Below are 25,341 nucleotides of genomic sequence, written 5' to 3' on the forward strand. Positions count from 1 at the left end.
CCAACCGCCTAATGCGAGGAAGGCACAGGGGAATAATAATATTCCTGACCAACCTACGAATACGAAGCGATCGCGCTTTAGCCAGTCGTCTAATACGTCAAACCACCCTCTACTGGGGGCGCGTCCAACTGCGATGGTCATTTACTAAAATCCTCGTTTTTACTAAAATTGCCACGTTTTTTCAGCAGTGTTTCAGCGAATTTACTGATTTATATCATCTGCCGTGAGGAATTCAACGTTTTTCTTCAATCCTAGCAGCTTTACAGACGCTAGGATTGTGAGAACTGATTGCTTGACAAAGTGATCATTTCTCATAAATTATGACATGATCGGCTACCGTTAACCAGCAATCTAGGTTTTGGTAACGTAATGATTCTTAACTTATCACATTAGTCAGAATTTGGGCTGGATACAGAACAGGAAGTTAAATATTTTCTATCAATATCAGAATTTTAACAATTTGACACAGATTTTCTCATAAATCTTCGTAGGGGCGCAGGGCCTGCGCCCTAAATTCTCTCCATGGACTGCGCCCTGAAATCCTGCAATTCATCGTCATCTCTTCGATAACTTGCAATCCAGACTGCTTCAGTGGCAGACTTGAGAAAGATAGTCCAAGGTAGTTTAATGACCGTATCAACAACAATTAATAAAAGCGAGAACCTCCTCTCTCAAAAGGTTCTTGGTTCACGTCGGTTTAGTAACTACTGGTGGGCAAGTATTGTGACTATGGGAGCCAGTGGTTTTTTCTTAGCTAGTGTTTCTAGTTATCTCAAAGTTAATTTACTCATAGTTACTGATGCAACACAACTCATATTTGTCCCTCAAGGATTAGTGATGGGACTCTATGGTGCTGCTGGCTTGCTATTAGCTGCATATCTGTGGCTTGTAGTTTTATGGGATTTAGGTGGTGGTTATAATGAGTTCAATCGGGAAACTGGGACATTAAAAATCTTTCGCTGGGGGTTTCCAGGGAAAAATCGTCAAATCCAAATTGACGGCAGGATTTCAGATGTACAATCTGTCAAGATTGTGATTAAGGAAGGTCTGAATCCTCAACGCGCTTTATATCTTCGGGTTAAGGGTAGACGGGATATTCCCCTGACACGAGTAGGTCAACCCTTATCTTTGGCAGATTTAGAAACCCAAGGTGCGGAATTAGCTCGTTTTTTAGGAGTATCTTTAGAAGGACTCTAGGAGTTTTGGATTTTGGATTGGTGAACAATAAGAATCAGATCCCCGGATTCTTAGAGAATTCGGGGATCTGAGGTCAAGTTATTTTCACAATTTAAAATCCAAACTTCAGGAATGGGCAAGAACAAATTAAGATATTTTGATTAATGCAGTTACTAACAATGCGGTTTAAATTTCCACAATTTTTTGTAGTTCTATTGATGATTGGCGCTTTAACTTTGGGAGGATGTGCGGGTAATACAACATCGTCTAGTGCATCCCCAACTGCAACAGCTACCTTAGACACGACTACTAGTGCAAAAACAGTATCAGAAACTATTAGTGAGAGTGTTCCTGGAATCAAAGGGTTGCCACGTCTTGAAGGTAAGGCTACGGTGGTGATGACGGTGAAGCGTGGAGAAGTAGTTAATCCCACAGGAATTGAGATGGAAATAGATGGGACAAATGCACCAATTACTGGCGGTAATTTTGTGGATTTGGTCCAAAAAGGTGTTTATGACGGTTTAGTATTCCATCGTGTTGTGCGCGAACCTCAGCCTTTTGTAGTTCAAGGTGGAGATCCACAAGGTAAAGACCCGAAATTTCCCGAAAGTAGATTGGGAACCGGTGGCTATATTGATCCTCAAACTGGAAGTGAGCGACGGATACCCTTAGAAATTAAACCAAAAGGCGCGAAAGATCCTATTTACAGTCAGACTATTACTGAGAAGCCTGTGTTACAGCACAAGCAAGGAGCGATCGCTATGGCTAGATCACAATCCCCGGATTCTGCTTCTTCTCAATTTTACTTTGCTTTAGCAGATTTATCGTTCTTGGATGGTAACTATGCCGTGTTTGGTAATGTTACCAAAGGTTTTGAGGTAGTTAACAAAATCCAGCAAGGCGATCGCATTGAGTCTGCTAAAGTCACGAAAGGTGCGGAAAATTTGAAACCTGCTCAGTAGTCAGTTGTCAGTAGTCAGTTGTTGATTTGTGATTTTATAAATATTCTCACTTCTGACTTCTGACTCCTGAGAAAGGGCGCAGGCCCTGCGCCCCTACCTCCTGACTCCTCAGTTATTATATAAAATCTAAAATTGGTTAAAGTTGTTGTGACTGGGATTGGTCTAGTTTCTGCTTTAGGTGAAAGCTTAGAAGATAGTTGGCAAAATCTATTATTAGGAAAAACGGGAATTAAATTACATCAAATATTTCCAGAATTGGGAATCATTCCCCTGGGATTAATTGCTGAAAAACCCTCTTTATTAAATACACTTGCGGAAATAGTTGTTAATTCAGCCCTACAAGATGCCGAATTGGTAGCACCTTTGTTTGATTGTGCTGTAGTCATCGGTTCTAGTCGGAGTTATCAAGCATCTTGGGAGATAATGGCACGACAGATGTACCAGGAAGAGGCAGAATCAAACTTAGACAATTGGTTAAATACTCTACCACAAATGAATGCGATCGCTATAGCCCGAAAAATAGGCTCAACAGCAGCAGTTTTAGCGCCAATGGCTGCTTGTGCAACGGGAATTTGGGCGATCGCTCAGGCTACAATGTTAATTAAAACCGGGCAATACCAACGAGTAATTACAGGGGCAATAGAAGCACCCATAACCCCCCTAACAATTGCCGGATTTAGGCAAATGGGGGCTTTAGCCAAAACAGGTGCTTATCCCTTTGACTTACAGCGAGAAGGCTTGGTACTAGGTGAAGGTGGTGCTATTTTGATTCTTGAATCTGCGGAGTTAGCAGCTCAACGACAAGCTAAAATTTATGGAGAAATATTAGGTTTTGGCTTGACAGCAGACGCATATCATGGAAACTCACCAGAACCATTAGGTAAAAGTGCCATCATAGCCATTAAGCAATGTTTAGAACGTAGTCATATTTCACCCACAGACATAGACTATATTCACACTCATGGTACAGCCACCCAGTTAAATGACCGGATAGAAAGTAAAATTATTCAACACTTATTTTCACCAAAATTAGCGATTAGTTCCACCAAGGGTAGCACAGGGCATACATTAGGAGCATCAGGAGCTTTAGGTGTAGCCTTTTCACTCATGGCATTGCAACAGCAAATTTTACCCCCCTCTGCAGGACTTCGGCAACCAGAATTTAATTTAAACTTCATCACCTCAGCACAGGAAAGTAAAATTCAGCAAGTCCTATGTTTTAGCTTTGGTTTCGGTGGACAAAATGCTGTGATAGCTTTAGGGACTGCCAATTAAAAAAATCATATGTTAGCAAAATATTCTAAAGGAGCGATCGCATATTTTCCCTGTTCATCCTGACTGACTAAACCTAAAGCTAGTAAGTCTCTATCAATAAACAACTTTGTAGCTTTACCACCTGCATCAATCTTATTATTAATCAACTGCATAGCATAGTAGATAGTATCATAAACCCGTTGAGGATTCAGGGCAGTTGAAATAGGTTGATATCTACTAACTGATTCACACAATCGGTAAACACCATGTTCTTGGGATAGGGGATAGCCATAATGCTGGACGGTTCGTGGTAGAAAATACCCGGCAGTAATTGGCTGTTTTTTTGACGGGCGTACACAGGAATAGTTGCAATTGCCAATCGTATCAGCAGCTACACTCCCAGGCATAAATCGCAGCACATTGAAATTTAAAAAATCTGGATGACAATTTTCAATACCAAAACGAATTGCTTCCATATCATCAGCCAAAGTTGTTGGCTCATAATCAATAATATCAGTTTTACTAGCGTTTAATTTAGCTTTTGGTAATCCTAAAATCAAAAAATAACTACTGGGTAATCCAGCTTTATTCGTATCTTCAAAAACTCTGATAACCTTAGTTTGATAATCAAAAGCTTGCTTAATTTGACTAGCAATAGACCCATTAAACTTGTGACTAGCTAATGATACTTCTGGTAATGTATGTTCAACTCCGAAAAACATATATACACAGTTTTTTTCTACTAAATAACGCATTTGATCATAGTTAATTTTATCAATTCTAGTATTTGAACCCCAAGTAAATCCCTCTTCTTTAAGAATCTCTGCTTCTCTTTTGGCATCCTGGTCATGAACTGTAAAAGTATCAACATCGAGATAAACTGCTTCATAACCATGTTGTTTTAATTGCCGTAATTGTCTACGCAAAGATTCCGCACTTAATCTCACAACATGATTACTTTCATTACTTTTATTGCAGAAATGACATCCCCAAGGGCATCCTCGCTGAGTAAAGATTTGGGCTGTTTTTAATTGTCTTCCAGCTAGAGATTTAAAAATATCCATATCATGGACTTGTGGTATGTGAATTAAACCAAAATTTTGGTCAATATCATCAAACTTATTAACTCTTGTTGTAATAGCACGATGAAAAACAATACTTGTATCATAAAAAGAATTAGGTGTAACGCGGTAAAATTTACCATCTTGATTCATAAAACATAATCCTGGTAGATTTTTCATATCTTCATAGAAAGTACCTCTGGCTACTGCATGAGCAATTTCTATAATTGATTCTTCTCCCTCACCATCACAAAAGGCTGTAATCCAAGGTGTAATACGGGCAATATCTTCAACACTTTTAGTTGCATAACCACCAACTAAAATTGGTACTGTTTCCCGTTGATATTTCTGAAGCTCTCTAAAAATTTTTCTACTATGATCATCAATTTCTGCCCATTGGGTTGTTAGACAACCAGCAAAGATAATTAAATCAGCATTTTTAACTTCATTTAAAACATCATCAATAGTCAAATCAGGACGTTCTAAATCTAGTTGTAAAACTTGACTAAATCCAGCATTAAATAAACTGGAAGCTAAAACAGGTAAGGCTTTATTAGCTCCGTTGAAACTTCTGTGTTTAATAAATTCGCCAATCAGTACAATTTTCACTTTCGTTTATTGATCATAACTCATTTTAAAACCTAGCATATTCATTGATATATTTGATGCCAAAATGCCTATTTTTGAAGAAAGAGTAGCCAGGAGTCAGAATGAATTAGTGGAGATTTAGTCCTATATCCTCAGAATGATTTCAGAAACCAAATTTGATTATGAATGTATCAATTCTTGAAAAACCGACTGTCTGAAAACTCAGACTTTAATCAATAGCACCCAACATTTTTAAAGAAGCTTTTTCTGCATCGGTCAAGCCTGTAGTATGGTTAATATTCATACCTGCATACAAACGTTCAGATTTAAGAGATTGCAATCTACTACAAGTTTGCATATCCCACAACTGAATATTCTCATCTTCGCTACCACTAGCTAATAAATTACCATCAGCACTAAAAGCTAGAGAACGAATCGCTTCTGTATGTCCTAGTGTGAGAACTTCTACACAATTACCTGTACTAACTTGCCATAGTATCACTGTAGTATTAGCGCCAGCACTGGCTAGAGTCTGCCCATTGGGACTAAATGCCACTGAGTAGACTTGTTTATCATGCTCTAATGTTTGAGTACATTTATTTGTATGAAGATCCCACAATTTCACGGTTTGGTCTTCGCTACCACTGGCTAAAAACTCCCCATTGGGACTAAATGCTAGTGACCAAATCATGTCTTGATGGTCTGTAAAAGTTTGCAAACATTCTCCAGTTGTGACATCCCAAAGTTTGATGGTATTGTCAGCACTACCACTTGCCAGTATTTGTCCTTGGGGATGAAATGCTACTGTCCACACCCAATTACTATGGGCATCAATTTTTTTGAGACATTCACCGCTAAATGTGTCCCAGATGCGAATACTGTGGTCTTCGCTACTACTGACTAGAGTTTTTCCATCGGGACTAAATGCAACTGTCCACACCCAGTTATCGTGTCCTCTGAGAGTTTGAATACATTGGCTTTGATCAATATTTGCGATATCCCAAAGTTTGATGGTATTGTCAGCACTACCACTTGCCAGTATTTGTCCTTGGGGATGAAAAGCGACTGAGCGAATTCGTCCTTGATGTTCCCTCAAAATGTGGCATTTTTGGGTTTGTAAATTCCATAAGCCAATGTTAGAGTCATCCCGTCCACTAGCCAAAATCTGACTATTGGGACTAAATACTACTGAATATACATCACGGGTATACCCTTGTAAGGTATTCAAACAACCACCTGTTTTTACGTTCCATAACCTAGCTGTTTGGTCATCACTACAACTGATTAAAGTGTCACCATCAGGACTAAAGGCGATCGCCCACACTTGGCTAGAATGACCTTGTAAGGTTTTGAGGCATTCCCCCTGTGGCATATCCCAGAGTTTAATGGTTCTGTCTTCACCGGAACTAGCTAAGATCTGTCCATTAGGACTGAATCTGACAGAATAAACTTTTTTACTATGTCCCTCTAATGTTTGTCTACATTGACCTGTGGTTACATCCCACAGTCTCAGGGTTTGGTCGGCACTACCACTAGCTAATGTTTGTCCATCAGGACTAAAAGCTACAGAGTGAACATCGCTATTATGATCATTTAACGTTTTTAGGCATTTACCTGTATTAATATCCCACAGCTTAATTGTGCTGTCAGCACTGCCACTGGCCAGTAAAGGAGTAATGTTACAAGTTGTAGATGCTTGAAAAGTGACAGACAACACCAAGTCATTATGATCAGATAGTGTTTGCTGACAAACTCCTGTTTCTACATTCCAAAGTTTAATAGTTTTGTCTTCACCAGCACTAGCTAAAAGAGAACCATCGGGATTAAATGCTACTGAATAAACTTTATTGGTATGTTCTTTCAGGGTATTTAGACATTTACCTGTTTCTACATTCCAGAGTTTAATGGTATGGTCCGCACTACCACTAGCGATGGTTTTATTATCTGGACTAAAGGCTAACGTCCAAACCCAAGTAGTATGATCTTTATAAATGCGAAGTTGTTTAGTATCAGAAGTACGCCATAATCTGATTTCTCCACTCATTAAACCTGTAGCAAATTTTTTACCATCAGGACTAAATTTCACAGAAACAATACTAGACATTGTTTCCTTGAATACAGAACCAGTTAAATCAGCATTGGCAAAGCTGGTGTTTTTTAAGTCCACATCTTTGAGATAAGCTTGCCAGATGGTCAAACCGGAAAAATCGCGTCCACTTAAATCAATTTGGGAATTACTTTGGGATTTATATATCTGAAGTTGTCGTAGTAGATTAATTAAGTTGCCAACTGCATAACCTTGAGTTGGCGGTGATTTCCGCTGTAAATTCCTGATCAATTGCCGTAAATGAGATTCTAGTTGTGTGGCTGTACCAAAAGCTTTAATAAGTCTTTGCTTAACTGGTTCTAGTATCAGTCGTTCTTGTATTTGCCGGATATAATCAAGTGATCTTGCCTGGATTAAGGGGTGGGCATTAATAAACTCCAGTTTTTTTTTTCATTAATGTCAGAAATGTCATAAGTTGCCTGTTCAATGTAGCGGTCATTAATATATTCCATCACCACAGACTGCTGCCCAAATCTGCTACTATTTGTTTCTTTTTCAATTAGCGATCGCCGTAACAATGATTCAATAATTTCTAGTATTTTAGATTCTGCATCTGGTGTTTTTACATTATTTTTTACATCGCTTTTTATGTCTGTCAATGAGATATATTCACGACGTAATGCTAGACGATACATTACGTGTTGTTCTAATTCTGATAGACGGTTAAACTGTGTATCTAAAAGCGTGCGAATATCTCCATAGGCAGCACTTGCTTCCTTCATTTCTTTTAGGAATTCCGCAATGTTATTGCTGAATAAATCATAAACTGTAGTGGCAACTATTTTTAAAGCTAAAGGATTACCAGAATATCTGTTGACTAATTCTTGTAGTTGTTCATCATCACAAGTGCAACCTTTATCTAGCAAAATTTCTCTGGCTTCTGCTAATTTGAGACTATTTAACTGTAACACTTTTACAGGCAGATTTTTACCTTCTAGTGCAGCTACTTCTTTTGGCTTTTCACGACTAGTGATTAATAAACAACTATCATGTGATGCTTCTGCTATCTTTTTAAAAAAGTAGCCATAGTTTTCATACCCTGGTTCATATTCACCAGCCCATCCCTGAGTTTTGCCTTCACTACTACGTAGCACCGATTCCACATTATCTAAAATAATTAGGCATTTATGTTTTCTTAAAATATCAATTAGTAAAAGTATTTTATTGTTTTCACTAATTGCTAAGAAATTTTCAGTATGATTAGAGGGTAAAAATCCTAAAAGTTGACTTAGGATTTCTTCTAATGATGGTGCATTGCGGAGCGATCGCCAAATCAAATAATCAAAATTTGGCTGAACTTGTTTGGCAACTTTAGCTGCTATCACAGTCTTACCAATTCCACCCATTCCTAGCACTGCCACTAAACGACACCGCATGGTATCATTACCAACTATCCATTCTTCTAACTCTAAAATTTCTTCATTTCGACCCCGAAAACCTTCTACATCAACGGCTTCACCCCAATCTTCTGTTGAGGTAAGGACATTTTCTTGAGTACTTTGATACTGAGTAAACAATTTCTGTTTCAAGTTATAAATTTTTTTATTACCACTCCCTTCTATACCTAATTTACGATAACTTTCTCCTAATCTTTTTCTCACCGCCGGTTGAGAAATATTGAGTTTCTGGGCAATTTCTGCACCAGGGTAATTTTTTAATGCTAAAAGTAATGCCTCTAGCTCGGTTTTGCTAACATTGTGTTTGTTAGCCACTTTTATAATGAAATCATCAGGAATCTGAGGTATATTATCTACAATCTTCATATTATCTAAGCTCCATATATATTAGTTATTAGTATGTGAGATTTTTTTTATAGCATGAATATTAACTCTAAAAAGACTGTTATGTAACAGTTTTTAAGTTTGTCCACCCTACACTACTTGATATTTTATGGCTACGCTACGCAAGCTATCAGGAATCATTTAGGAGTCCTATATTGATAAGACATGGCGGTAACTGGGAATCTCACAGTGTCTTTAGACCTGAGAGGGATGGCTCACCCGTCAGGAACTAGTACAAAACGGCGTAAATAAACCAACCATTCTAAATTCTCCAAAAGCCTATGCTGTCTTGATTTTGACTTCCGCCTTGCGGTACTAGTGGTCTGTCAATTCAAAAATGACGGGTGAAGGAGAATGGGAGGGAAGTAGTCTGGTCAATACGGCTTGCTTGATTACCATTGCAAGCCCAGTACCCTTATCACTGGGTTACTGACTCCTGTAAGGTTTAGGAATTCTATTTAAAGATTTTAACACTACTCCTTAATATAACTTCTTTATATTTATGTGAGATAAATTGTCTCAAAAAAGTATACATAAATTTACATAGTCAGAATTTTCTAGAAAAATTTTATAAATACCTTGCTTTTTTACTGTATGTGTGATTATCTTATATATAAATACCTCTATGTGAGGTATACAGATAAGTCTTAAGTCAAATAGCCAATATTAGGGGGCAACTAATATGAAGAATTCTTTAAGACTGGCAGACTTTATTAGGAGTTCTAACGCTATCAAAGGTATTTTGAAGATAGGAGAACAATCCCCAGAAATTTTAGCCAAATCTAAACAGGCGTATGTAGTAGAGTTACCATCAGTCTTTGCTCACTTAATTATTCTGCTGATTGAAACTTTGTCAGAAACTCAACACGGACAATTAACTATCTCTAGTAAAAAGGGGAAATACGAGGCCATAGTAGAACTAAGTGGTCACATTAGCCACCGTTACACATTAAGTCCACAACAGCTTTTAGAAATCCAGCAATTACACGATTACATTATTGATACCTGGATAGATTGTAGGCATTTGCAGAATCAAAAATAATACCAGACGTTATAGTATAGCTATTTACAGGTTAAGAATACTGATAGCTTAATGAAATTCTTTACACAATTAAATATCTAATTTTCTCAGGACATTTGGCTTTTGATAAATGGGAAGTTTACAAGCTGGTGATGTATATTTGCACGCCGGATTTTATTGAGGTTTTTCTATCCCGTAGACAATTTTATGAACAGCAATAGACAGGATGACAAGATTTCTGTTCAACTCTTATCTAAAAAACAGGAGAAAACTATGAAAACTAATGACAAAGATAACCAAAGTCTGCTGTTAATTTTGACTGGAAAGGGATTTAAGTATCTGATGTTAACTATATTCGGTTTTGCGATCGCTGTTGTTGTGTTTTATGTTTGCGGTGCATCCTCAATCAGTAAAGTTTTGCTATCTTTTGATGTTTTTATCTATTTTCTGCGGTTTGGTGTTCTGCTGTTTTGCTTGTTAGCAATCACCATGATTTGGGAGTCTTGGAGTTAGTTCAACTTATCTGCCTGAGATTGAGATATTAACCGTAGTTTCTTTCCACTTAGCCAAAGGTTTTCAATTACAGGAGGTCATATCATCTCAGATAATGGCAATAGCATCAAAGGTGAAATATTAAGCTGTTGTGCATTTAGTTTGTATAATTCTAGCGGGCAAGATGCCCGCACTACAAAGTTCAAGTAAATTATGGTTATCAAATTTAGCTGCGTAACAGCTTATCACAACTTTTGCTAATCTTAGTTATGGGATTAATAACCTTAGCAATTGTGAATAAAGATAGTGAACTTGCTTATTTTGATATCGTGAAAATAGTAATGGTTTACAGCTTTAGCCCTCAAAAATCCAAAGATAACCAAAAAAAGTAAACTTTTATACTCTCTGCGTCTTTAAATACGGAGATTCTTAATGGCTAATAAGTAATTCAATACCTTGGTCAAAACCCTGAAACCCTATTGATATCCTAAGGATTTTATTGGGTTTCAGACCTATATTGGGACAATTGGCTAAGGTATTGCTATTATTAGTTGACTATGAGGATAATTGTATTTTATAATATTAAATATTTACCAATAATTTATCAATAACATCCTGTAAATCTTCAAATCCTGGACATCCTGATTCAGACAAAAATTGTACATATTGTAGCTTATGGATAGCGAATTAGAACAAAAAATCTATCACACATTGATAGAAAACTTACCTAATGATGATAACTTTATCAATGTTGTCAATAACTTATTGACTCTAATTGAAAGAGGTTGTAGTGAAAAAGCTGCATATCATAATCAACCCCTACCCAATGAACAGTTTAATTACTGGAATAGTTTTCAACAAGAAATACATCATTTAAAGATACTAAAACAGCAAGAAAAAATTAAAGCCTATAGAGGAAAACTGAAATGGGAAGATAATTTAGAAGAAATGAGAACAAATGGATGATTATTGTAGATTCAAGCGTATGGATAGACTATTTTAATGGTGTAGAAACACCAGAAACGAATAAATTAGATACACTGTTAGGAGTAGAACAAATTGCTGTTGGTGATTTAATTTTGACTGAAGTTTTACAAGGTTTTCGTTCAGATGAGGGATATCAAACAGCAAAAGAATTACTAACTTCTCTACAGATTTTTGAGATGTTAGGATTAAATATTGCTATCAAAAGTGTTGATAAATATAGATTTCTTCGGAAAAGAGGTATACCAAATTACAAAAAACAAAAACAATAAACAACATCCTGTAAATCCTTAAATCTTGGACATCCTGATTCTGACAAAATAATTACAAGTTATGAACAGAGAATATTTAATTAACTTCCTCAAAAAAAACTTAACCACCATTAAAAGTTATGGTGTAACTTCCTTGGCTTTATTTGGTTCTTATGCAAGAGATGAAGCAAAAACTACTAGCGATATTGACTTATTAGTAGAATTTCAAGGGAAAGTTACCTTTGATAAATATATGGACTTAAAATTCTTCTTAGAAGATAATTTGTCTTTATCCGTTGATTTAGTCACTAAAAAAATGTTGAAACCTCAAATTATTGATGCTGTAGAAAAGGACGCTATTTATGTCGCGTAGCTTAAAACTTTATTGTGCTTATCAAACAACAGGTGAACCTCTTCCACAACCAACAGTTAATCAAGCTGGATAAATCCTGTAAATCCTGATATGGCTTGCGTCACGCTTCACTATCAGACAAAATAATTACGAATTCCAAATTCCAAATTCCAAATCACGAATCCCGTTCGCGTAGCGTTTCCGAAGGAAATATTCCGAATCCCAAATTCCAAATTCCAAATCACGAATTACGAATCACGAATTACGAATTACGAATTACCTCCACACAACATTTCCACAGGAAATAACAATTACGAATTACGAATTACGAATTATGTTCGCGCAGCGTTTCCGCAGGAAATATTACGAACTACGAATTACACCCGACGTACACCCATTATTGATGGTAATTATACATCAAAATCTCAACAAAAAGCCCCGGTAAATTAACAATTAAAAGTAAAATTGGACGGTTTTTACGTTCTCCTAAAGCTTGGTCATTACACAGTGAATTGTTAACAGAAACAGAATACAATACTTTAATTAATACCTTCATTGCTGCATTAGCTGATGCTGGTTTTTTAACCACTAAAAATGGTATTCAACTACAAATTAGTTCCTTAGCATGGAAATTTACAATATTAACTGAAATTCCTCCCGACCCTCTTTCATCTAAGCGTTTACAGGGTCAAGAAGATGCCAAAATACTGGTTAACAAATTCTTTCAAGAATTTTATCAAAGTAATGCCCAAAAAATTCAAACAATGGAAGGGCGAGAACATACAGGACAAGTTAAAACTAAAGCACGTCAAGAACGGGAAGAAAGATTCAGAAAAGGAGAATTAGCGAGTTTATTCTGTTCTCCGACAATGGAATTAGGTATAGATATTTCAGATTTGAGTGTGGTTCATTTGCGGAATGTTCCCCCCAGTCCTGCAAATTATGCCCAACGTAGCGGACGCGCTGGACGCAGTGGACAGGAAGCATTAGTTATTACTTATGCAGCTATTGGTAGCGGTCATGATCAATATTTCTTCCAACGTCAACAGCAAATGGTAGCTGGTGCTGTTGCTCCGCCTAAGTTAGAATTATCAAACCAAGATTTAGTTCAATCTCATGTGTATTCAATTTGGTTAGCACATACAGGAGTTTATTTAGATGACTCCATGAACAAAATTCTGGATTTAGATGTTACTAATTATCCCCTGAAAGATAGTGTACGTGAACAATTAATACTTAGTTCTGGGAAATTAGCTGAATGTCTGCAAGCTACTCAGTCAATACTTGCAGATACCTTCTGTCAAAGTGATTTACAAAAAGCCTCTTGGTATTCTGTACATTGGCTACAATTTACCATAGAGAATACATTGAATACATTCAATAGAAAATGCGATCGCTGGCGTAAACTTTATGATAGTGCAGTTAAACAAAGAGATCAGGCTAACATCATAATTAGTCGTTCTGCTGCTGGTTATGTCACAGATGAAGAACGCAAAAACGCTGAAGCTCAAGCACGAGAAGCGCAACGACACTCTCCAATATATCCTAGAAACAGCAATTCAAGCAGTTTATAAGTTAGAACCAGATGAACTGGATTCAGAAAGATTAGGAGAAGGAAAATATTTGCTATTTTGGGAAGCATCAGAAGGTGGTGCAGGAGTTTTATCTCAGCTACTCCAACAAACAGATGCTTTTCAGAAAATCGCCAATTCTGCTTTAGATATTTGTCATTTTCAAACACCAAAGGATAGTTGTGTGCAAGCTTGCTATGAATGCTTACTTTCCTACAGGAATCAATTTGATCATCCGTTAATTAATCGTCATTTGATTAAACCTTTACTCGATGATCTGCAAGCAAGTACAGTAGAGATATCCGGTGTATTCCGAGATGAACAATATCAAAAACTATTCGCACAAACAGACCCAAATTCCGATTTTGAACGAGAAGTTTTACAAGAGATTTACCAACGGGGTTATAAACTACCTGATACAGCCCAGGAATTAATTACCGAAGCCAATTGTAAACCAGATTTTGTGTATAAGGAAGATGCGATCGCTATTTTCTGCGATGGTTCAGTTCATGATAGTCCTGAACAGAAAAAGCAAGACCAAATTGAGAGAGATAATCTGAGATACAATGCTGGATATCAGATATTAACCCTGCGCTATGATAAAAATTGGCGGGAGCAATTAAAGGTTTTAGCGTTGCAATCGGAACGTTCACGAAGTGTGGCGATAGCTTGCGTGGGGACGTAGGAGCCATAGCCATAACCCAACAAAATCCTTGGTAATGTTGGGTTTCACTATCGCTCAACCCAACCTACATTTCCTTAACCGACAAGTATTGCTGCCCGTCCTTGATGATTAGCGGGCAATTCGTCCCGCACCACAAGAAATTTTTGGGTATTTTTTTAATTGTAAGTCCCTAAATGAACTTATTTACACACCCTCTACCTGATCACTATATTCATCTGCTGTTAATGTATCCTCATTCACTTCATCAGGGTCATTGATGCGAACTTTTAAGAACCAACCTTCTCCATAGGGGTCTTCAGGTACTTGTTCTGGATCATTTATTAAAGCTTCATTGCGTTCTACAACTGTACCAGTAACAGGTGAATTCAAATCTTCAACAGCTTTCACGGATTCAATAGAACCAAATGTATCTCCCTTGGTAATAACATCACCAATATCTGGCAGTTCCAAAAAGACAATATCACCTAATTGTTCTATAGCAAACGCAGTAATACCAATAGTGGCAATTTCTCCATCTAGACGAACATATTCATGGGAATCTAAGTATCGAAAATCCTGGGGATATTCTAAAGACATATCACTTTCTCTTTTACGTTAAAAAAATAGTGTTGCAAGAGTAACTTAAAAGACATTATTCCTCAAAAACCTCAAAGATTATCAGTAGACATCTCCAGAAATTGGGTTTTCACCTAGACAGGTTAAGGGTTTCAGATTCTTTTTTGGAGATGTCTAGTTAGTAACACGATTCTTTGAGCGATAAAATGGGCGTTTCACAACCACCGCAGGGTAAGCTTTACCGCGAATTTCTACATCTAGCTGCTGCTTAAGCCTGGCTAATGGGGTGGGAACGTAAGCTAAGGCTATGGGATAACCGAGTGTCAGTGAGAGAGTACCACTTGTCACTTCTCCTACGACTTGTTTAGATGATAATACGGGGTAGCCATGACGAGGAATATTGCGTCCTTGTGTTTGCAAACCGACCAGTTTACGAGATATTCCTTGGGCTTGCTGCTGAATTAAAACCTCCCTACCAATAAAATCACTTTTGGTATCTAAATGTACCAACCAACCTAAGCCAGCTTCTAGCGGTGTGGTGGTATCGTCAATATCTTGCCCATAAAGTGCCATTGCAGCTTCTAAGCGAAGGGTATCTCTACAACCAAGTCCACAGGGAATAACACCAGCATTATATAAACTTTGCCACAAGTCTGTCCCAACGGAGGCATCCACCATCACTTCAAAACCATCTTCGCCAGTGTAACCTGTGCGGGCGAGGAATGCGTGTTTGCCAAAAATGGTCGTTTCTAAATGCCCAAAAGCCTTAATGAGTGATAAGTCTGTTGTGACTAGGGATTGTAGATGATGAGTAGCGGTTGGTCCTTGAACGGCAATTAAGATTTTATCCCGTGATAGGTCTTGAAATTGAACTACATCAAGATCAAGATGTGCCAATAACCATTTTTTGTCTTTGTCGGTAGTTGAGGCGTTAACGATGATGACTAGATTTTGCGTCTCAGTGCTGTCTGTATTTTGGTAATAAATAATGATGTCGTCAATGATTCCGCCTTGGGGGTTAAGCAATACGGTATATTGTGCTTGTCCAGGTTGTAACCGACTTAAATCGGAAGGAACTAAATACTCCAGTTGGGAAATCAGGTTTTTACCTTGGAGGGTAAATTTGCCCATGTGAGAAATATCGAACATTCCAGCGGTATTTCTGACGGCATGGTGTTCTTGGGTGATACTGGTATATTGTATGGGCATTTCCCAGCCCCCAAAGCTGGTAAATCTGGCTTTGAGTTCTACACCCATTTGATATAAAGGGGTTCGTGTGAGAGATTGGGTAATATTTTCTTGATTAGCCACAGGTAGTTATTTATATTGACGTTTACGTGCGATCGCATCTCAACATTTATCTATCCTACGAGATCGCTGTTAATTTAGCAGAAAATTACAAGCTGCATCCTTCCTGCGGTTTAATGATTAATAGTGGAATTGTTGAGATTTATTAAGCAAAAATTATGAAGTATCGCTCAATCTTGGCTAGTGTGATTTTAGCTCTAGTGTTGTTTGTGTTTCCCTTATCAGCGCAAGCAGCAAGTTCTTCTAGTGTTACTAATTCTCTTACCAACAAGGGAGTCGGGGGGAAGAACTTTTCTGGACAAAGTTTAATTGGGATTGAGTTTACAAGCGTGAAATTAGAAAATACCAATTTTAGCGCCGCTGATTTACGTGGTGCTGTATTTAACGGCGTTCTATTGGATACTGTAAATTTTCATGGTGTGGATTTTAGTCAAGGAATTGCTTATCTATCAAAATTCAAAGATGCCGATTTAAGTGATGCAGTTTTTACAGATGCAATGATGTTGCGTTCCACTTTTGATAATGTTGATATCATTGGTGCTGATTTTACCAATGCAATTTTAGATATGCTACAGGTGAAACAACTCTGCGTTCATGCCAGTGGTGTAAATTCTAAAACTGGTGTAGATACTCGTCAATCTTTAGGATGTAAGTAAAAACCCCATATCCCCTTCATTAATCAGAAGGGGCGTTAAGAATAATTGAGTAATTCTTAAATTCTTGTATCTATGCTAAAAGGATATTTTACAATTTTTATACCTTCTGGTCTGTGGATAATCCACATAAAATTCCATGTCTAAAAAAGCTGTATTATCTTATGTCGTAGATCGGAATACAGGTCTATGGAAAGCCTTAAGCGGTTGCAGTGCTTCCCAACAAGAAATTTCCGGTTCTCAAGTTTACAATAGTGAGCGATTTACAGAAGCAGAATTACCACCACAGGTTGATCTGCGTCCCTTCATGACTTCCGTAGAAAATCAAGCTGGCTCTAACAGTTGTACAGCCAATGCAGTTGTAGGCGGCTATGAGTATATCATGAATCGTGTAGGAGAAGAAGTTGATTTTAGTCGTCTTTTTGTCTATTACAATGCCCGAGAGCTAGGACTAGAACACATTCAGCAAACCCTAGTTATCATTTTATTGTCAATTTGTCAATAGGGAATTTTGGCGATCGCTCAAATTAGATCATTTCTGAGCAAATTCATGGCTAAAATTGTTAAGGGAATAGCTATTAGTTTTGTAAAGTTTTGTATTAGCCTGAGAAATTAGTTTTTGAAACTACTGTCAATAAAGGGTTTGAGACCAACATCTTCTGAAAGATCCAAAATTGACAATAGTAACCTAATTATGAAATTCTTTGAAATTATAGCAAATCGCTGAAAGTATAGCAACCTCGTTGATAAATAAAAAAGATTATCAATTAATTATTAAGGAAATATAAAGGCAAATCACTAAAAGTTATAAATATCAAAAGTATTATTGATTTCCTATAATTCAAGCTTATCATACAGCTATTATGAATAATCTATCTGATAAGTAGCATCTAGGATAAAACTAAGAGCATATTATTAGATTATAGTTGGGCGATAGCGAAGTGCTGTCCAATCCTGTGGGATGGGCATCTTGCCCGTCCTTGTATTATTAGCGGGCTTTTCGTCCCGCACCACAAGAAATTTTGGGATATTTTTTTAATTGGAAGTCTCTAATAGCCATTATACTACATATCAATACTTAAGTTTACTGGTAATTTATGTTATTTATTTAACTATTGTTAATGAGATATTGGAAACTTACGCATATTACATAATGAAATACGGAAAGTCAGGGTAAAAAAATTTTGCTTTGCTTATTGACTTCTATTCCTAAAAAGTCTATAGTTTTTAACGGAGTTAATTGCAAATAATTTGCAAAAGTGTTGAAAATAATTCTTATTGGAGTCAAAAAATGGTAGTCAGTAAAAAAAGCTTTTGGGGTGTTGGTGGCGGATTATTAGCCTTGACAGGAATGGCTTTGAGCGGTTTGGGTTCTATGCAAATAGCCATAGCTAAACCCTTGCAAAATCAACCAGCACCACGCTTAATTGCTCAGAAAATCAACTCTTTAACTATAGTTTTTCCCACTCGCTCTGATTCTACTGACTTGCAAAATAAAGCTAATAATGTAGCTACCTTTTTATCCAAGGAATTAGGCATACCCGTTAAAGCGCAAGTAGGTGATGAGACAGCCGCAGTAGAAGCTTTAAGAGCGAATCGGGCTGATGTAGCATTTTTAAGTAGTCGTCCGGCTTTAAAGGCTGAACAATTAGCAAATTCTCGGTTATATTTGGCGGAAGTTCGTAAAAATTACTCCGGTAGATATACTTATAATTCTATTTTTGTTGTTCCTAATAACAGCCAATTAAAAAGTAAAAATTCTCCCAAAGCAACTTTAGAACAACTTAGAGGCAAAACTATTGCTTTTACTTCTCCTACATCTGGTTCCGGGTTTATTTTTCCAGTGAGTGAGTTAGTAAAACAGGGTTTCGTGCCTAACCGCGATCGCTTGGAAAACTTCTTTGGTAAAGTTAGTTATGGTGGAAATTATAGTAAAGCTTTAGATGCTGTAATTAGAGGTCAAGCGGATGTAGCTGTAGTCTCAGAATATGCTCTTTTTCCTCCCTATTTGGCGGCTGAGAATAGAGGTAAAGTTAGGATATTACATAAAATTTCTGGTGTTCCGGCTCATGGTATTGCGATTGATGATGATGTTCCAGTTGTGATCAGAGAAAAGCTAATTAATGCTTTGTTGAAGTTAAATAAATCAGAAAATAATCAATTACTGAGCAGTTTATATAATTCCACAGAATTGGTCAGAATTGATCACAATCGTCATCTTCGACCAGTGCAGGAAGCCTTAAAAAATGTGGGAATGGAATAATACTTAAAAGGTCAGCATTAAGAATTAGGAATATTGCTAATAAAATTCTTAATTCTGACAAAATTATGATTTTTTGATGAAATTTTCACAAAAGCGACTATGACTCTTGCCTCTCAAGTAATTACAAATTATCATTTATCTACAAGTAACGTGAATTTTATTCAATGTTGTCATTTGCAAACAGATTATCTTGCTTCCTTAGAACGTCCGATTTTAGATAATATTAATTGCCAAATTAATCAAGGTGAATTTGTAGTTTTGCTAGGATTGAATGGGGCAGGTAAATCAACATTATTAAAATCACTTGTGGGTTTAGTTCCCTTGATTAAGGGGGAGATTAAAATTAATGGTGTGTCTGTAAGTGAGCAAAACTTACCGCAAATCCGTCGAGATGTGGGAATGCTATTTCAGGGAGGGGGCTTAATTCGCCAATTATCAGCAATTGATAATGTTTTATGTGGTAGGTTGGGGGTGAGAAAAACGGGGCAAACTTTATTCGGATTTCCGCAGCGCGATCGCACCTTAGCCTTAGAATTATTAACACAACTAGGTTTGCAAGAACAAGCATATCAAAAAACTAGTAAATTAAGTGGTGGACAACAACAAAAAGTAGCGATCGCTAGAGCATTAATGCAATCTCCACAAATACTTTTAGCCGATGAACCCACCACAGGTTTAGATGTGTTAGCCTCACAACAAGTCATGGCAACTTTATCAGAATTACATCAACAAGGATTAACTATAATCACCGTTTTACATGACTTAGCACTAGCTACAGAATACGCTCAAAGAGCGATAATTTTAGATGGCGGAAAAGTAGTTTATGATGGCAAATGTGAAAATTTACAACAGCGATTTTTATCAACTATCTAAATAAAATAATTAAAATTATCTGGAGTAATTTAAAAAACAATGAAAAAAATTTCTAGTTCACAAATTTTTCATCGTTATCCTTGGTTTATACCTTCACTTGTATTCCTATTAATGATAGGAATTTATATTTGGGCATTACAAGGATTAAAAGTTGATCTGAAATTATTAAAAGATAGCTGGCCTTTTATCACGGACTTTATTTCCCGATTATTTCCTCCTAACTTACAAGTTTTAGACATTGCCATTAAAGGATTAATTGAAACCGTACAGATGTCCGTCTGGGGAACATCCATAGGTGCAGTTTTATCCTTACCAATTGCCATAGCCAGTTCTAATAATATCGCCCCTTTATGGTTAAGATGGATAGCAAACTTACTGCAAAATGCTGTGCGTTCCGTACCTTCAATTATCTTAGGTTTAATCTTCGTAGCTGCTACAGGTTTAGGCGCACCCGCTGGAACATTGGCATTATCAATATATACTATTGGCTATCTTGCTAAATTTTATCAACAAGCTATAGAATCAGTAGATTATCATTCCTTAGAGTCTTTACAGGTAATTGGAGCATCAAAAATACAAATTGCTCAGTATGGGATATTGCCGCAAATATTACCTTTAGGATTAGGTTATACCCTATGGATGTTTGAATATAACATTCGTGCTGCTTCGGTTTTAGGAGTAGTTGGTGCTGGGGGAATAGGATTTCAATTAAAAAGCTATATAGATGGTTTTGAATATACCAAAGCCACAACCATGATGTTAGTGCTATTAGTAGTAGTCACAGTTATTGATTGGTTTAGTAGTAAATTACGCCGATACCTAGAGTCAATTTAGTATTTATCTGCGTTTATCTGCGTTTAATTATTCCAAAAATCTTACCAATTCTTCCTCCTGACTCCTGACTGGGCGCGGGGCCCGCGCCCCGACCTACTTATTAATAAAATATAAAATAGCTTCCGCGACAACACCAGCACAAGTTTCTGGTAAATTACTTTCTCCATGAGCAATATTATGTAACTGAACTTCGGGAATTAATCGAGCATAAGTATTACTTTTGGATATAGCAGATTGTGTATCTTGACTACCTTGCAAAATTAAGCAAGGAACGCTAATTTCCGGTAAGCGTTTTTCTAATAATTCTGCTGCTATTTCTGGTTGCTGACGATTAAAAAGTAATTGACAAGCTGTCGAAGACTGTAACAATGTTTGTCTTAATTCTAAATCCCTAGCAATTTTTCCCTCCCAACCAATCAATTTGATAAAAGGCATAATTAAGCGTAAAAATTTAATTATTAAGGGTGAAAAATTAAATAACTGCCGTTTTTTTTGCCATTCATCTTTTTTATCTTCCGCTGCAACACCCTCTGGTGATAACAATATTAAGCCAGATATTTGCTCTGGATACTTTAAAGCATAACTAGCCGCAATCCAACCGCCTAGAGAATTACCAGCTAAATAGACCTTTTCTAATTTTAAAGCTTTTAAAAAATCAGCTAAACACTCGACTTGTAAATTTATGGAATGGTGAATTTTAGGATTTGCTGATTCACCAAAACCTAGCAAATCTAGTGAGAAGCAATGGATTTTTTCAGCTAATAATTCCATTGTGGATACCCATTCGCTACCATCATTCCATGCACCATGTAGAAAAACTACGGGTATTCCTGTACCAACTTCACGCCAAAACAATACCCCTTGACTAAGTTTTATTCGGGAGTTACGAAATAAAATATTCATTTTAATTTACTAATTTAGTTGTCTAAGTTGTGCGATTTCCCAACTCGAAATTTTGAATTTTCCATTTTTTAGGCAAGTGTTGTTAAACCATTTAAGTAGTCTTGTAACTGACGAAAATGATCATGGGACATATCTGGTTTTGGCAAAGAACTGGGAGGAAAAGCTTGAATTTCCATAACTTCTAAGGTATCTTTGATTACCATTTCTCCTTGAACTTCAGCTTCAACAGTAATACAGATGGAATGAATCCGAGGATCACGATCTGGTGAAGAGTAAACCCCCACTAAACGGCGGATTTTAACTACTTCTAACCCTGTTTCCTCTATCAATTCCCGACGGACTGCATGAGGAACATCTTCTCCCCAATCCACCATACCACCAGGTAATGACCAACGACCATCATCCTTTCTCCTAATGAGGACAATCTGACCATCAGGTAAAATGGGAATAATACTTGTACCAGTAATGGGGTGGCGGAATATAATACCCAGTACCGTTTGTCCAAAATGCCATAAACTTCGTGTGGACTGAATCATTGGTGTAAAAAAAGCAAAAATGTTCAAGTTGAAAATTACTTTGTTGTATTCTAAGTAGGTTAGCATTGAAAATTGTCGTTATGGGAGGGCAAGAGGCAAGAGGCAAAAGGCAAGAGGCAGTAGTGAAGAGGGTTTGGGCGATTTTACTTTTCTTTACACAGATTGGTTTTATTGTGTTCACCTACTTACGAATTACGAATTACGAATTACGAATTAATGTTGTTTCTCCAATCTGGAAAATCATTTCTTCTAATGTCCGTAATAATTCTTGCTCATTATACGGTTTAGAAAAATAAGCTTTTGCTCCTAATTGCATAGCTAACTGACGATGCTTACTACTACTACGGGATGTTAACATAGCGACAGGAATATTTCTTAACTCTGTATTATTGTTGATTCGCTCTAAAAAGCTATAACCGTCAATACGAGGCATTTCAATATCACAAATTACCGCTTGGACTTGCAGACCACTTTCTAGCTTTTCTAAGGCTTCTTGACCATCTTTAGCCTGTTCTACTTGATATCCACCTTTTTCCAGGGTTAGTGCTAGATAACGGCGGACGTTAATGGAATCATCAACGATCAAAATTATGCCTTTTTGGCGACTAGGTTGATTTACAGTCTTTACTTTTGGTGGTTTGAGAAATGCAGTTTGTAGTCTTGTTGTGGGTAATTTATTACTGATGTGGGGACGTTCATTTTTCGTAATCCACGATACTAAATCATTAGTGTTAATGAGGGGAACTACTCGACCATCACCCAGAATTGTACAGTTATTAAAACCACCGGGAAGGGGAATATTACCTTCTACTTGACGAATAGCTACTTCTTGTTCACCCCAGCAACGCTCTACTTGAACTGCGACTTGTTGATGATCATGTTTGACTATCAATACACTTATAGCATTAATGATTGGCAGAGTTTCTATTTCTAGGTTATTGTAGCGGGAGCAATTAAACTCAAAGTAACTATTGAGACGCAGTAATGGTAATTGATGGTTTTGCCAGTTAATAAATTCTTTCCCGTTTTGGGAGAAGATTTGTTCCTGTTCTAGCAAGAAAATTTCCTCGATTACGTCTGTAAAAAATGCTAACACCAAGCGATCGCTCTCAACCAATAAAACCCGTGCGACCGACAAGGTAAATGGGACTGATAAGGTAAACTTCGTCCCCACTCCAGTTTGGGTGTCAACATTCACATCTCCTCGTGCTAATTTCAGGTTGTTACGGACTACATCCATTCCCACTCCCCGACCAGATAAAGCTGTTACTTGTTCCGAGGTGCTAAATCCTGGTTCAAAAATTAATGATAGTAGTTCTTCATCACTAGCGATCGCTAATAAGGAATCATCCAAACCCATTTTTAAAGCCCGGTGACGAATTTTGTCTAAAGAAATACCTTGACCATCATCACGAATAGTAATAATTGTGCGATTACTATGATAGGCTGCTTTCATTTCAATTAAACCTTGTTCAGGTTTGCCTTGATTTTTCCGAGTAATAGGATCTTCAATTCCATGATCAAAAGCATTGCGTAACAAGTGCATTAAAGGCTCGTTTAAAGCTTCCAAAATACCTCTTTCAATTAAAGTATTTCCACCTTCAATTTTTAACTGTACATTTTTTCCATACTCAACATTTAAATCCCTAATAGCTCTAGGAAAACGTTCTACTAAATCGGAAAAAGGACGCATTCTCACCTGGGTTAATTGTCTTTGTAATTGTTTAGAAGTTTTATTGAGTTTTCGTGTAATTTGGTCTGTATCGTCCACACTTAATTGAATATCACTGGTAACTTCCGCAACTTGGACAATAGTTTCCATCACATTTTGAGATAATAAATTCAATTTTTGATAACTATCTTGTTCTATAAAATTATTTTCTACTTCTTGATTACCATGATTATGAGTTATTATTTTTGCGTATGCTGTTCGCAGTTCTTGATTTTCTTGATCAAGAATTTGAACTCTTTGACTGAGATTACGCACCAATTTACGTAATCTTTCCACTTGCACATTTAACCCATTACGTTGAATAATAACTTCTCCAAATAAATCATTAATTTTTTCTAAATGTTTACTAGGAACTCTAACTGTATTTTCCTGGTTTTCCCTTTCTTTAGGCAGTGAATTAATATCACTTTTACGTTCAGTATATTTATAATCTATGGGGAGATTTTCTGAAGTTGATCCTCTATCAGCACTTGCTGGAGATAGTTCAACATTTTCTAAGAAATCAAAATCAGAAACAAATGATTTATGCACTTGCTGATTTGATAAAATCGCAGGAAGATCATAAATAACTTCACCCAAATTAATTCTATTTGGTAAATTACCTCGTTGATTACTTAATACTAAAGTTTGAGATTGCCGCCATGCTTTTAATGCTAAATTAGCAATTTCTAAACAACTATCAGGGTGAGTTTCTAAATAATGGCTAACGGATTGACATAATTGGGTAAAAGCTGTTAATTGCAGCATTTCTCCTAACCCACCCAACTCAGTTGCCATCATTACCAACTCTGCTCTTAGTCCCGATTTATTGCTATTTTTTAATCTAGCTTCTAGGTGTTGTAAATACTCTTCAACTTCAGTTTCAAATAATAAAGGGATAATTTCTGTATCATTTTCTGATGATAGCAAAGTTGTAATATTTTCTGGAGTCGGTTCACCTAAACGCTCATAAAGTTCGTTAAAAACTGGATAACAAGATTTTCTTAACCAACTATCATCCAGATTATTACCCTTTGCCAATAACTCAACAATCTGTCGTAGCCAATCAACACTAGATAGTAATAAACTTTGTAAATGAGTATCAAGTTCCAAAGAATCTTTTTGAGTCTTTAAAACTTTAAAAGCATCTTCCAATTTATGAGCTAAATTACTTAATACGCGAAATCCCATCATTGCTGCTCCACCTTTAATAGAATGGGCGGCTCGCATTGCAGCGTTAATATGTTCTAATTCAATACGTTTACTAATGTCAATTTCCAGTAATACCCCTTCTAAAGTATTGAGGTAATCAGTTGCTTCTTCCAGAAATTGCATCTGGATTTCCAATTCTTTATCTTTAGTCATTAGTGATTAGTCCTTAGTCATTATTTATTAAGTAGGTTGGCGTTGAAAATTGTCG

Annotated in this window: 23 protein-coding genes and 1 pseudogene; 15 read left to right on the forward strand and 9 right to left on the reverse strand. The window is 36.7% G+C overall.

The window, feature by feature from the left end; genetic code table 11:
* Positions 1-141: pseudogene (locus PN471_RS11740) on the reverse strand (photosystem II D2 protein (photosystem q(a) protein)); the annotation flags it as partial.
* Positions 142-627: 486 nt separating this feature from the next.
* Here PN471_RS11740 and PN471_RS11745 point away from each other — a divergent pair.
* The 3 genes from PN471_RS11745 to PN471_RS11755 all read left to right on the forward strand — a co-directional run bounded on the left by PN471_RS11745 (position 628) and on the right by PN471_RS11755 (position 3,413).
* Positions 628-1,197 (forward strand): photosystem I assembly protein Ycf4, encoded by a 570-nt coding sequence (locus tag PN471_RS11745; protein WP_271777003.1) that lies wholly within the window; start codon positions 628-630, stop codon positions 1,195-1,197.
* Between the two features lie 158 nt (positions 1,198-1,355).
* Complete coding sequence (locus PN471_RS11750; protein ID WP_271777026.1) at positions 1,356-2,138, forward strand: peptidylprolyl isomerase; 783 nt, start codon at positions 1,356-1,358, stop codon at positions 2,136-2,138.
* 132 nt (positions 2,139-2,270) lie between these two features.
* Positions 2,271-3,413, forward strand: a complete 1,143-nt coding sequence (locus PN471_RS11755; protein WP_271777004.1) for a beta-ketoacyl-ACP synthase — start codon at positions 2,271-2,273, stop codon at positions 3,411-3,413.
* Between the two features lie 5 nt (positions 3,414-3,418).
* Here the strand turns inward: PN471_RS11755 and PN471_RS11760 are convergent, their stop codons facing one another.
* From PN471_RS11760 to PN471_RS11770, 3 genes are all read right to left on the reverse strand, one after another.
* Entirely contained in the window at positions 3,419-5,062 is a 1,644-nt protein-coding gene (locus PN471_RS11760; RefSeq protein ID WP_271777005.1) for a B12-binding domain-containing radical SAM protein, read from the reverse strand.
* 208 nt (positions 5,063-5,270) lie between these two features.
* On the reverse strand, positions 5,271-7,379 hold the full coding sequence (locus tag PN471_RS11765) for a hypothetical protein (RefSeq protein ID WP_271777006.1): 2,109 nt from the start codon (positions 7,377-7,379) through the stop codon (positions 5,271-5,273).
* Between the two features lie 122 nt (positions 7,380-7,501).
* A complete protein-coding gene (locus PN471_RS11770; protein WP_228039259.1) occupies positions 7,502-8,911 on the reverse strand; it encodes an NB-ARC domain-containing protein in 1,410 nt (469 codons plus the stop codon).
* A 700-nt stretch (positions 8,912-9,611) separates the two neighbouring features.
* Between PN471_RS11770 and PN471_RS11775 the strand changes: the two genes are divergently transcribed.
* The 7 genes from PN471_RS11775 (at position 9,612) to PN471_RS11805 (ending at position 14,285) form a co-directional block, all read left to right on the forward strand.
* Positions 9,612-9,971 carry a hypothetical protein gene (locus PN471_RS11775; RefSeq protein WP_193893041.1) on the forward strand — a complete coding sequence of 120 codons (360 nt, stop codon included), beginning with the start codon at positions 9,612-9,614 and terminating at the stop codon, positions 9,969-9,971.
* Positions 9,972-10,223: 252 nt separating this feature from the next.
* On the forward strand, positions 10,224-10,463 hold the full coding sequence (locus tag PN471_RS11780; protein WP_193893039.1) for a hypothetical protein: 240 nt from the start codon (positions 10,224-10,226) through the stop codon (positions 10,461-10,463).
* A 654-nt stretch (positions 10,464-11,117) separates the two neighbouring features.
* Entirely contained in the window at positions 11,118-11,408 is a 291-nt protein-coding gene (locus PN471_RS11785; RefSeq protein WP_228039258.1) for a hypothetical protein, read from the forward strand.
* Positions 11,405-11,698, forward strand: coding sequence for a type II toxin-antitoxin system VapC family toxin (vapC, locus tag PN471_RS11790; protein WP_228039257.1), 294 nt, complete (start codon positions 11,405-11,407; stop codon positions 11,696-11,698). Before PN471_RS11785 ends, vapC begins: the two co-directional genes overlap by 4 nt.
* Before the next feature lie 61 nt (positions 11,699-11,759).
* Positions 11,760-12,050 (forward strand): nucleotidyltransferase family protein, encoded by a 291-nt coding sequence (locus PN471_RS11795; RefSeq protein ID WP_168642875.1) that lies wholly within the window; start codon positions 11,760-11,762, stop codon positions 12,048-12,050.
* A 491-nt stretch (positions 12,051-12,541) separates the two neighbouring features.
* Positions 12,542-13,603: a C-terminal helicase domain-containing protein gene (locus PN471_RS11800; RefSeq protein ID WP_228039256.1), complete on the forward strand. Its 1,062-nt coding sequence runs from the start codon at positions 12,542-12,544 to the stop codon at positions 13,601-13,603.
* On the forward strand, positions 13,512-14,285 hold the full coding sequence (locus PN471_RS11805) for a Zn-binding domain-containing protein (protein ID WP_271777008.1): 774 nt from the start codon (positions 13,512-13,514) through the stop codon (positions 14,283-14,285). The genes PN471_RS11800 and PN471_RS11805 overlap by 92 nt, the downstream gene beginning before the upstream one ends.
* Before the next feature lie 183 nt (positions 14,286-14,468).
* Here PN471_RS11805 and gcvH read toward each other — a convergent pair whose 3' ends face one another.
* A complete protein-coding gene (gene gcvH, locus PN471_RS11810; RefSeq protein ID WP_271777009.1) occupies positions 14,469-14,861 on the reverse strand; it encodes a glycine cleavage system protein GcvH in 393 nt (130 codons plus the stop codon).
* A 153-nt stretch (positions 14,862-15,014) separates the two neighbouring features.
* Positions 15,015-16,151, reverse strand: a complete 1,137-nt coding sequence (gene gcvT / locus PN471_RS11815; RefSeq protein WP_271777010.1) for a glycine cleavage system aminomethyltransferase GcvT — start codon at positions 16,149-16,151, stop codon at positions 15,015-15,017.
* Positions 16,152-16,306: 155 nt separating this feature from the next.
* Here gcvT and PN471_RS11820 point away from each other — a divergent pair, with 155 nt between their 5' ends.
* From PN471_RS11820 to phnE, 5 genes are all read left to right on the forward strand, one after another.
* Positions 16,307-16,804, forward strand: coding sequence for a pentapeptide repeat-containing protein (locus PN471_RS11820; protein ID WP_271777011.1), 498 nt, complete (start codon positions 16,307-16,309; stop codon positions 16,802-16,804).
* A gap of 136 nt (positions 16,805-16,940) precedes the next feature.
* Positions 16,941-17,306, forward strand: a complete 366-nt coding sequence (locus tag PN471_RS11825) for a hypothetical protein (RefSeq protein ID WP_271777012.1) — start codon at positions 16,941-16,943, stop codon at positions 17,304-17,306.
* A 786-nt stretch (positions 17,307-18,092) separates the two neighbouring features.
* Complete coding sequence (locus tag PN471_RS11830; RefSeq protein WP_271777013.1) at positions 18,093-19,064, forward strand: phosphate/phosphite/phosphonate ABC transporter substrate-binding protein; 972 nt, start codon at positions 18,093-18,095, stop codon at positions 19,062-19,064.
* 99 nt (positions 19,065-19,163) lie between these two features.
* Complete coding sequence (locus tag PN471_RS11835; protein WP_271777014.1) at positions 19,164-19,937, forward strand: phosphonate ABC transporter ATP-binding protein; 774 nt, start codon at positions 19,164-19,166, stop codon at positions 19,935-19,937.
* Positions 19,938-19,976: 39 nt separating this feature from the next.
* Positions 19,977-20,771, forward strand: a complete 795-nt coding sequence (gene phnE, locus PN471_RS11840) for a phosphonate ABC transporter, permease protein PhnE (RefSeq protein WP_271777015.1) — start codon at positions 19,977-19,979, stop codon at positions 20,769-20,771.
* Positions 20,772-20,864: 93 nt separating this feature from the next.
* On the opposite strand, the gene PN471_RS11845 is transcribed toward phnE, so the two are convergent.
* The 3 genes from PN471_RS11845 to PN471_RS11855 all read right to left on the reverse strand — a co-directional run bounded on the left by PN471_RS11845 (position 20,865) and on the right by PN471_RS11855 (position 25,286).
* The gene (locus PN471_RS11845; protein WP_271777016.1) at positions 20,865-21,674 is read right to left on the reverse strand and encodes an alpha/beta fold hydrolase; all 810 of its coding nucleotides are present in this window, start codon (positions 21,672-21,674) and stop codon (positions 20,865-20,867) included.
* Between the two features lie 68 nt (positions 21,675-21,742).
* The gene (locus PN471_RS11850) at positions 21,743-22,237 is read right to left on the reverse strand and encodes an NUDIX hydrolase (RefSeq protein ID WP_271777027.1); all 495 of its coding nucleotides are present in this window, start codon (positions 22,235-22,237) and stop codon (positions 21,743-21,745) included.
* 172 nt (positions 22,238-22,409) lie between these two features.
* Positions 22,410-25,286, reverse strand: a complete 2,877-nt coding sequence (locus PN471_RS11855) for a hybrid sensor histidine kinase/response regulator (RefSeq protein WP_271777017.1) — start codon at positions 25,284-25,286, stop codon at positions 22,410-22,412.
* Between the last annotated feature and the right edge of the window lie 55 nt (positions 25,287-25,341).

Source organism: Aphanizomenon sp. CS-733/32 (assembly GCF_028330045.1).
Lineage (GTDB): Bacteria > Cyanobacteriota > Cyanobacteriia > Cyanobacteriales > Nostocaceae > Dolichospermum > Dolichospermum gracile.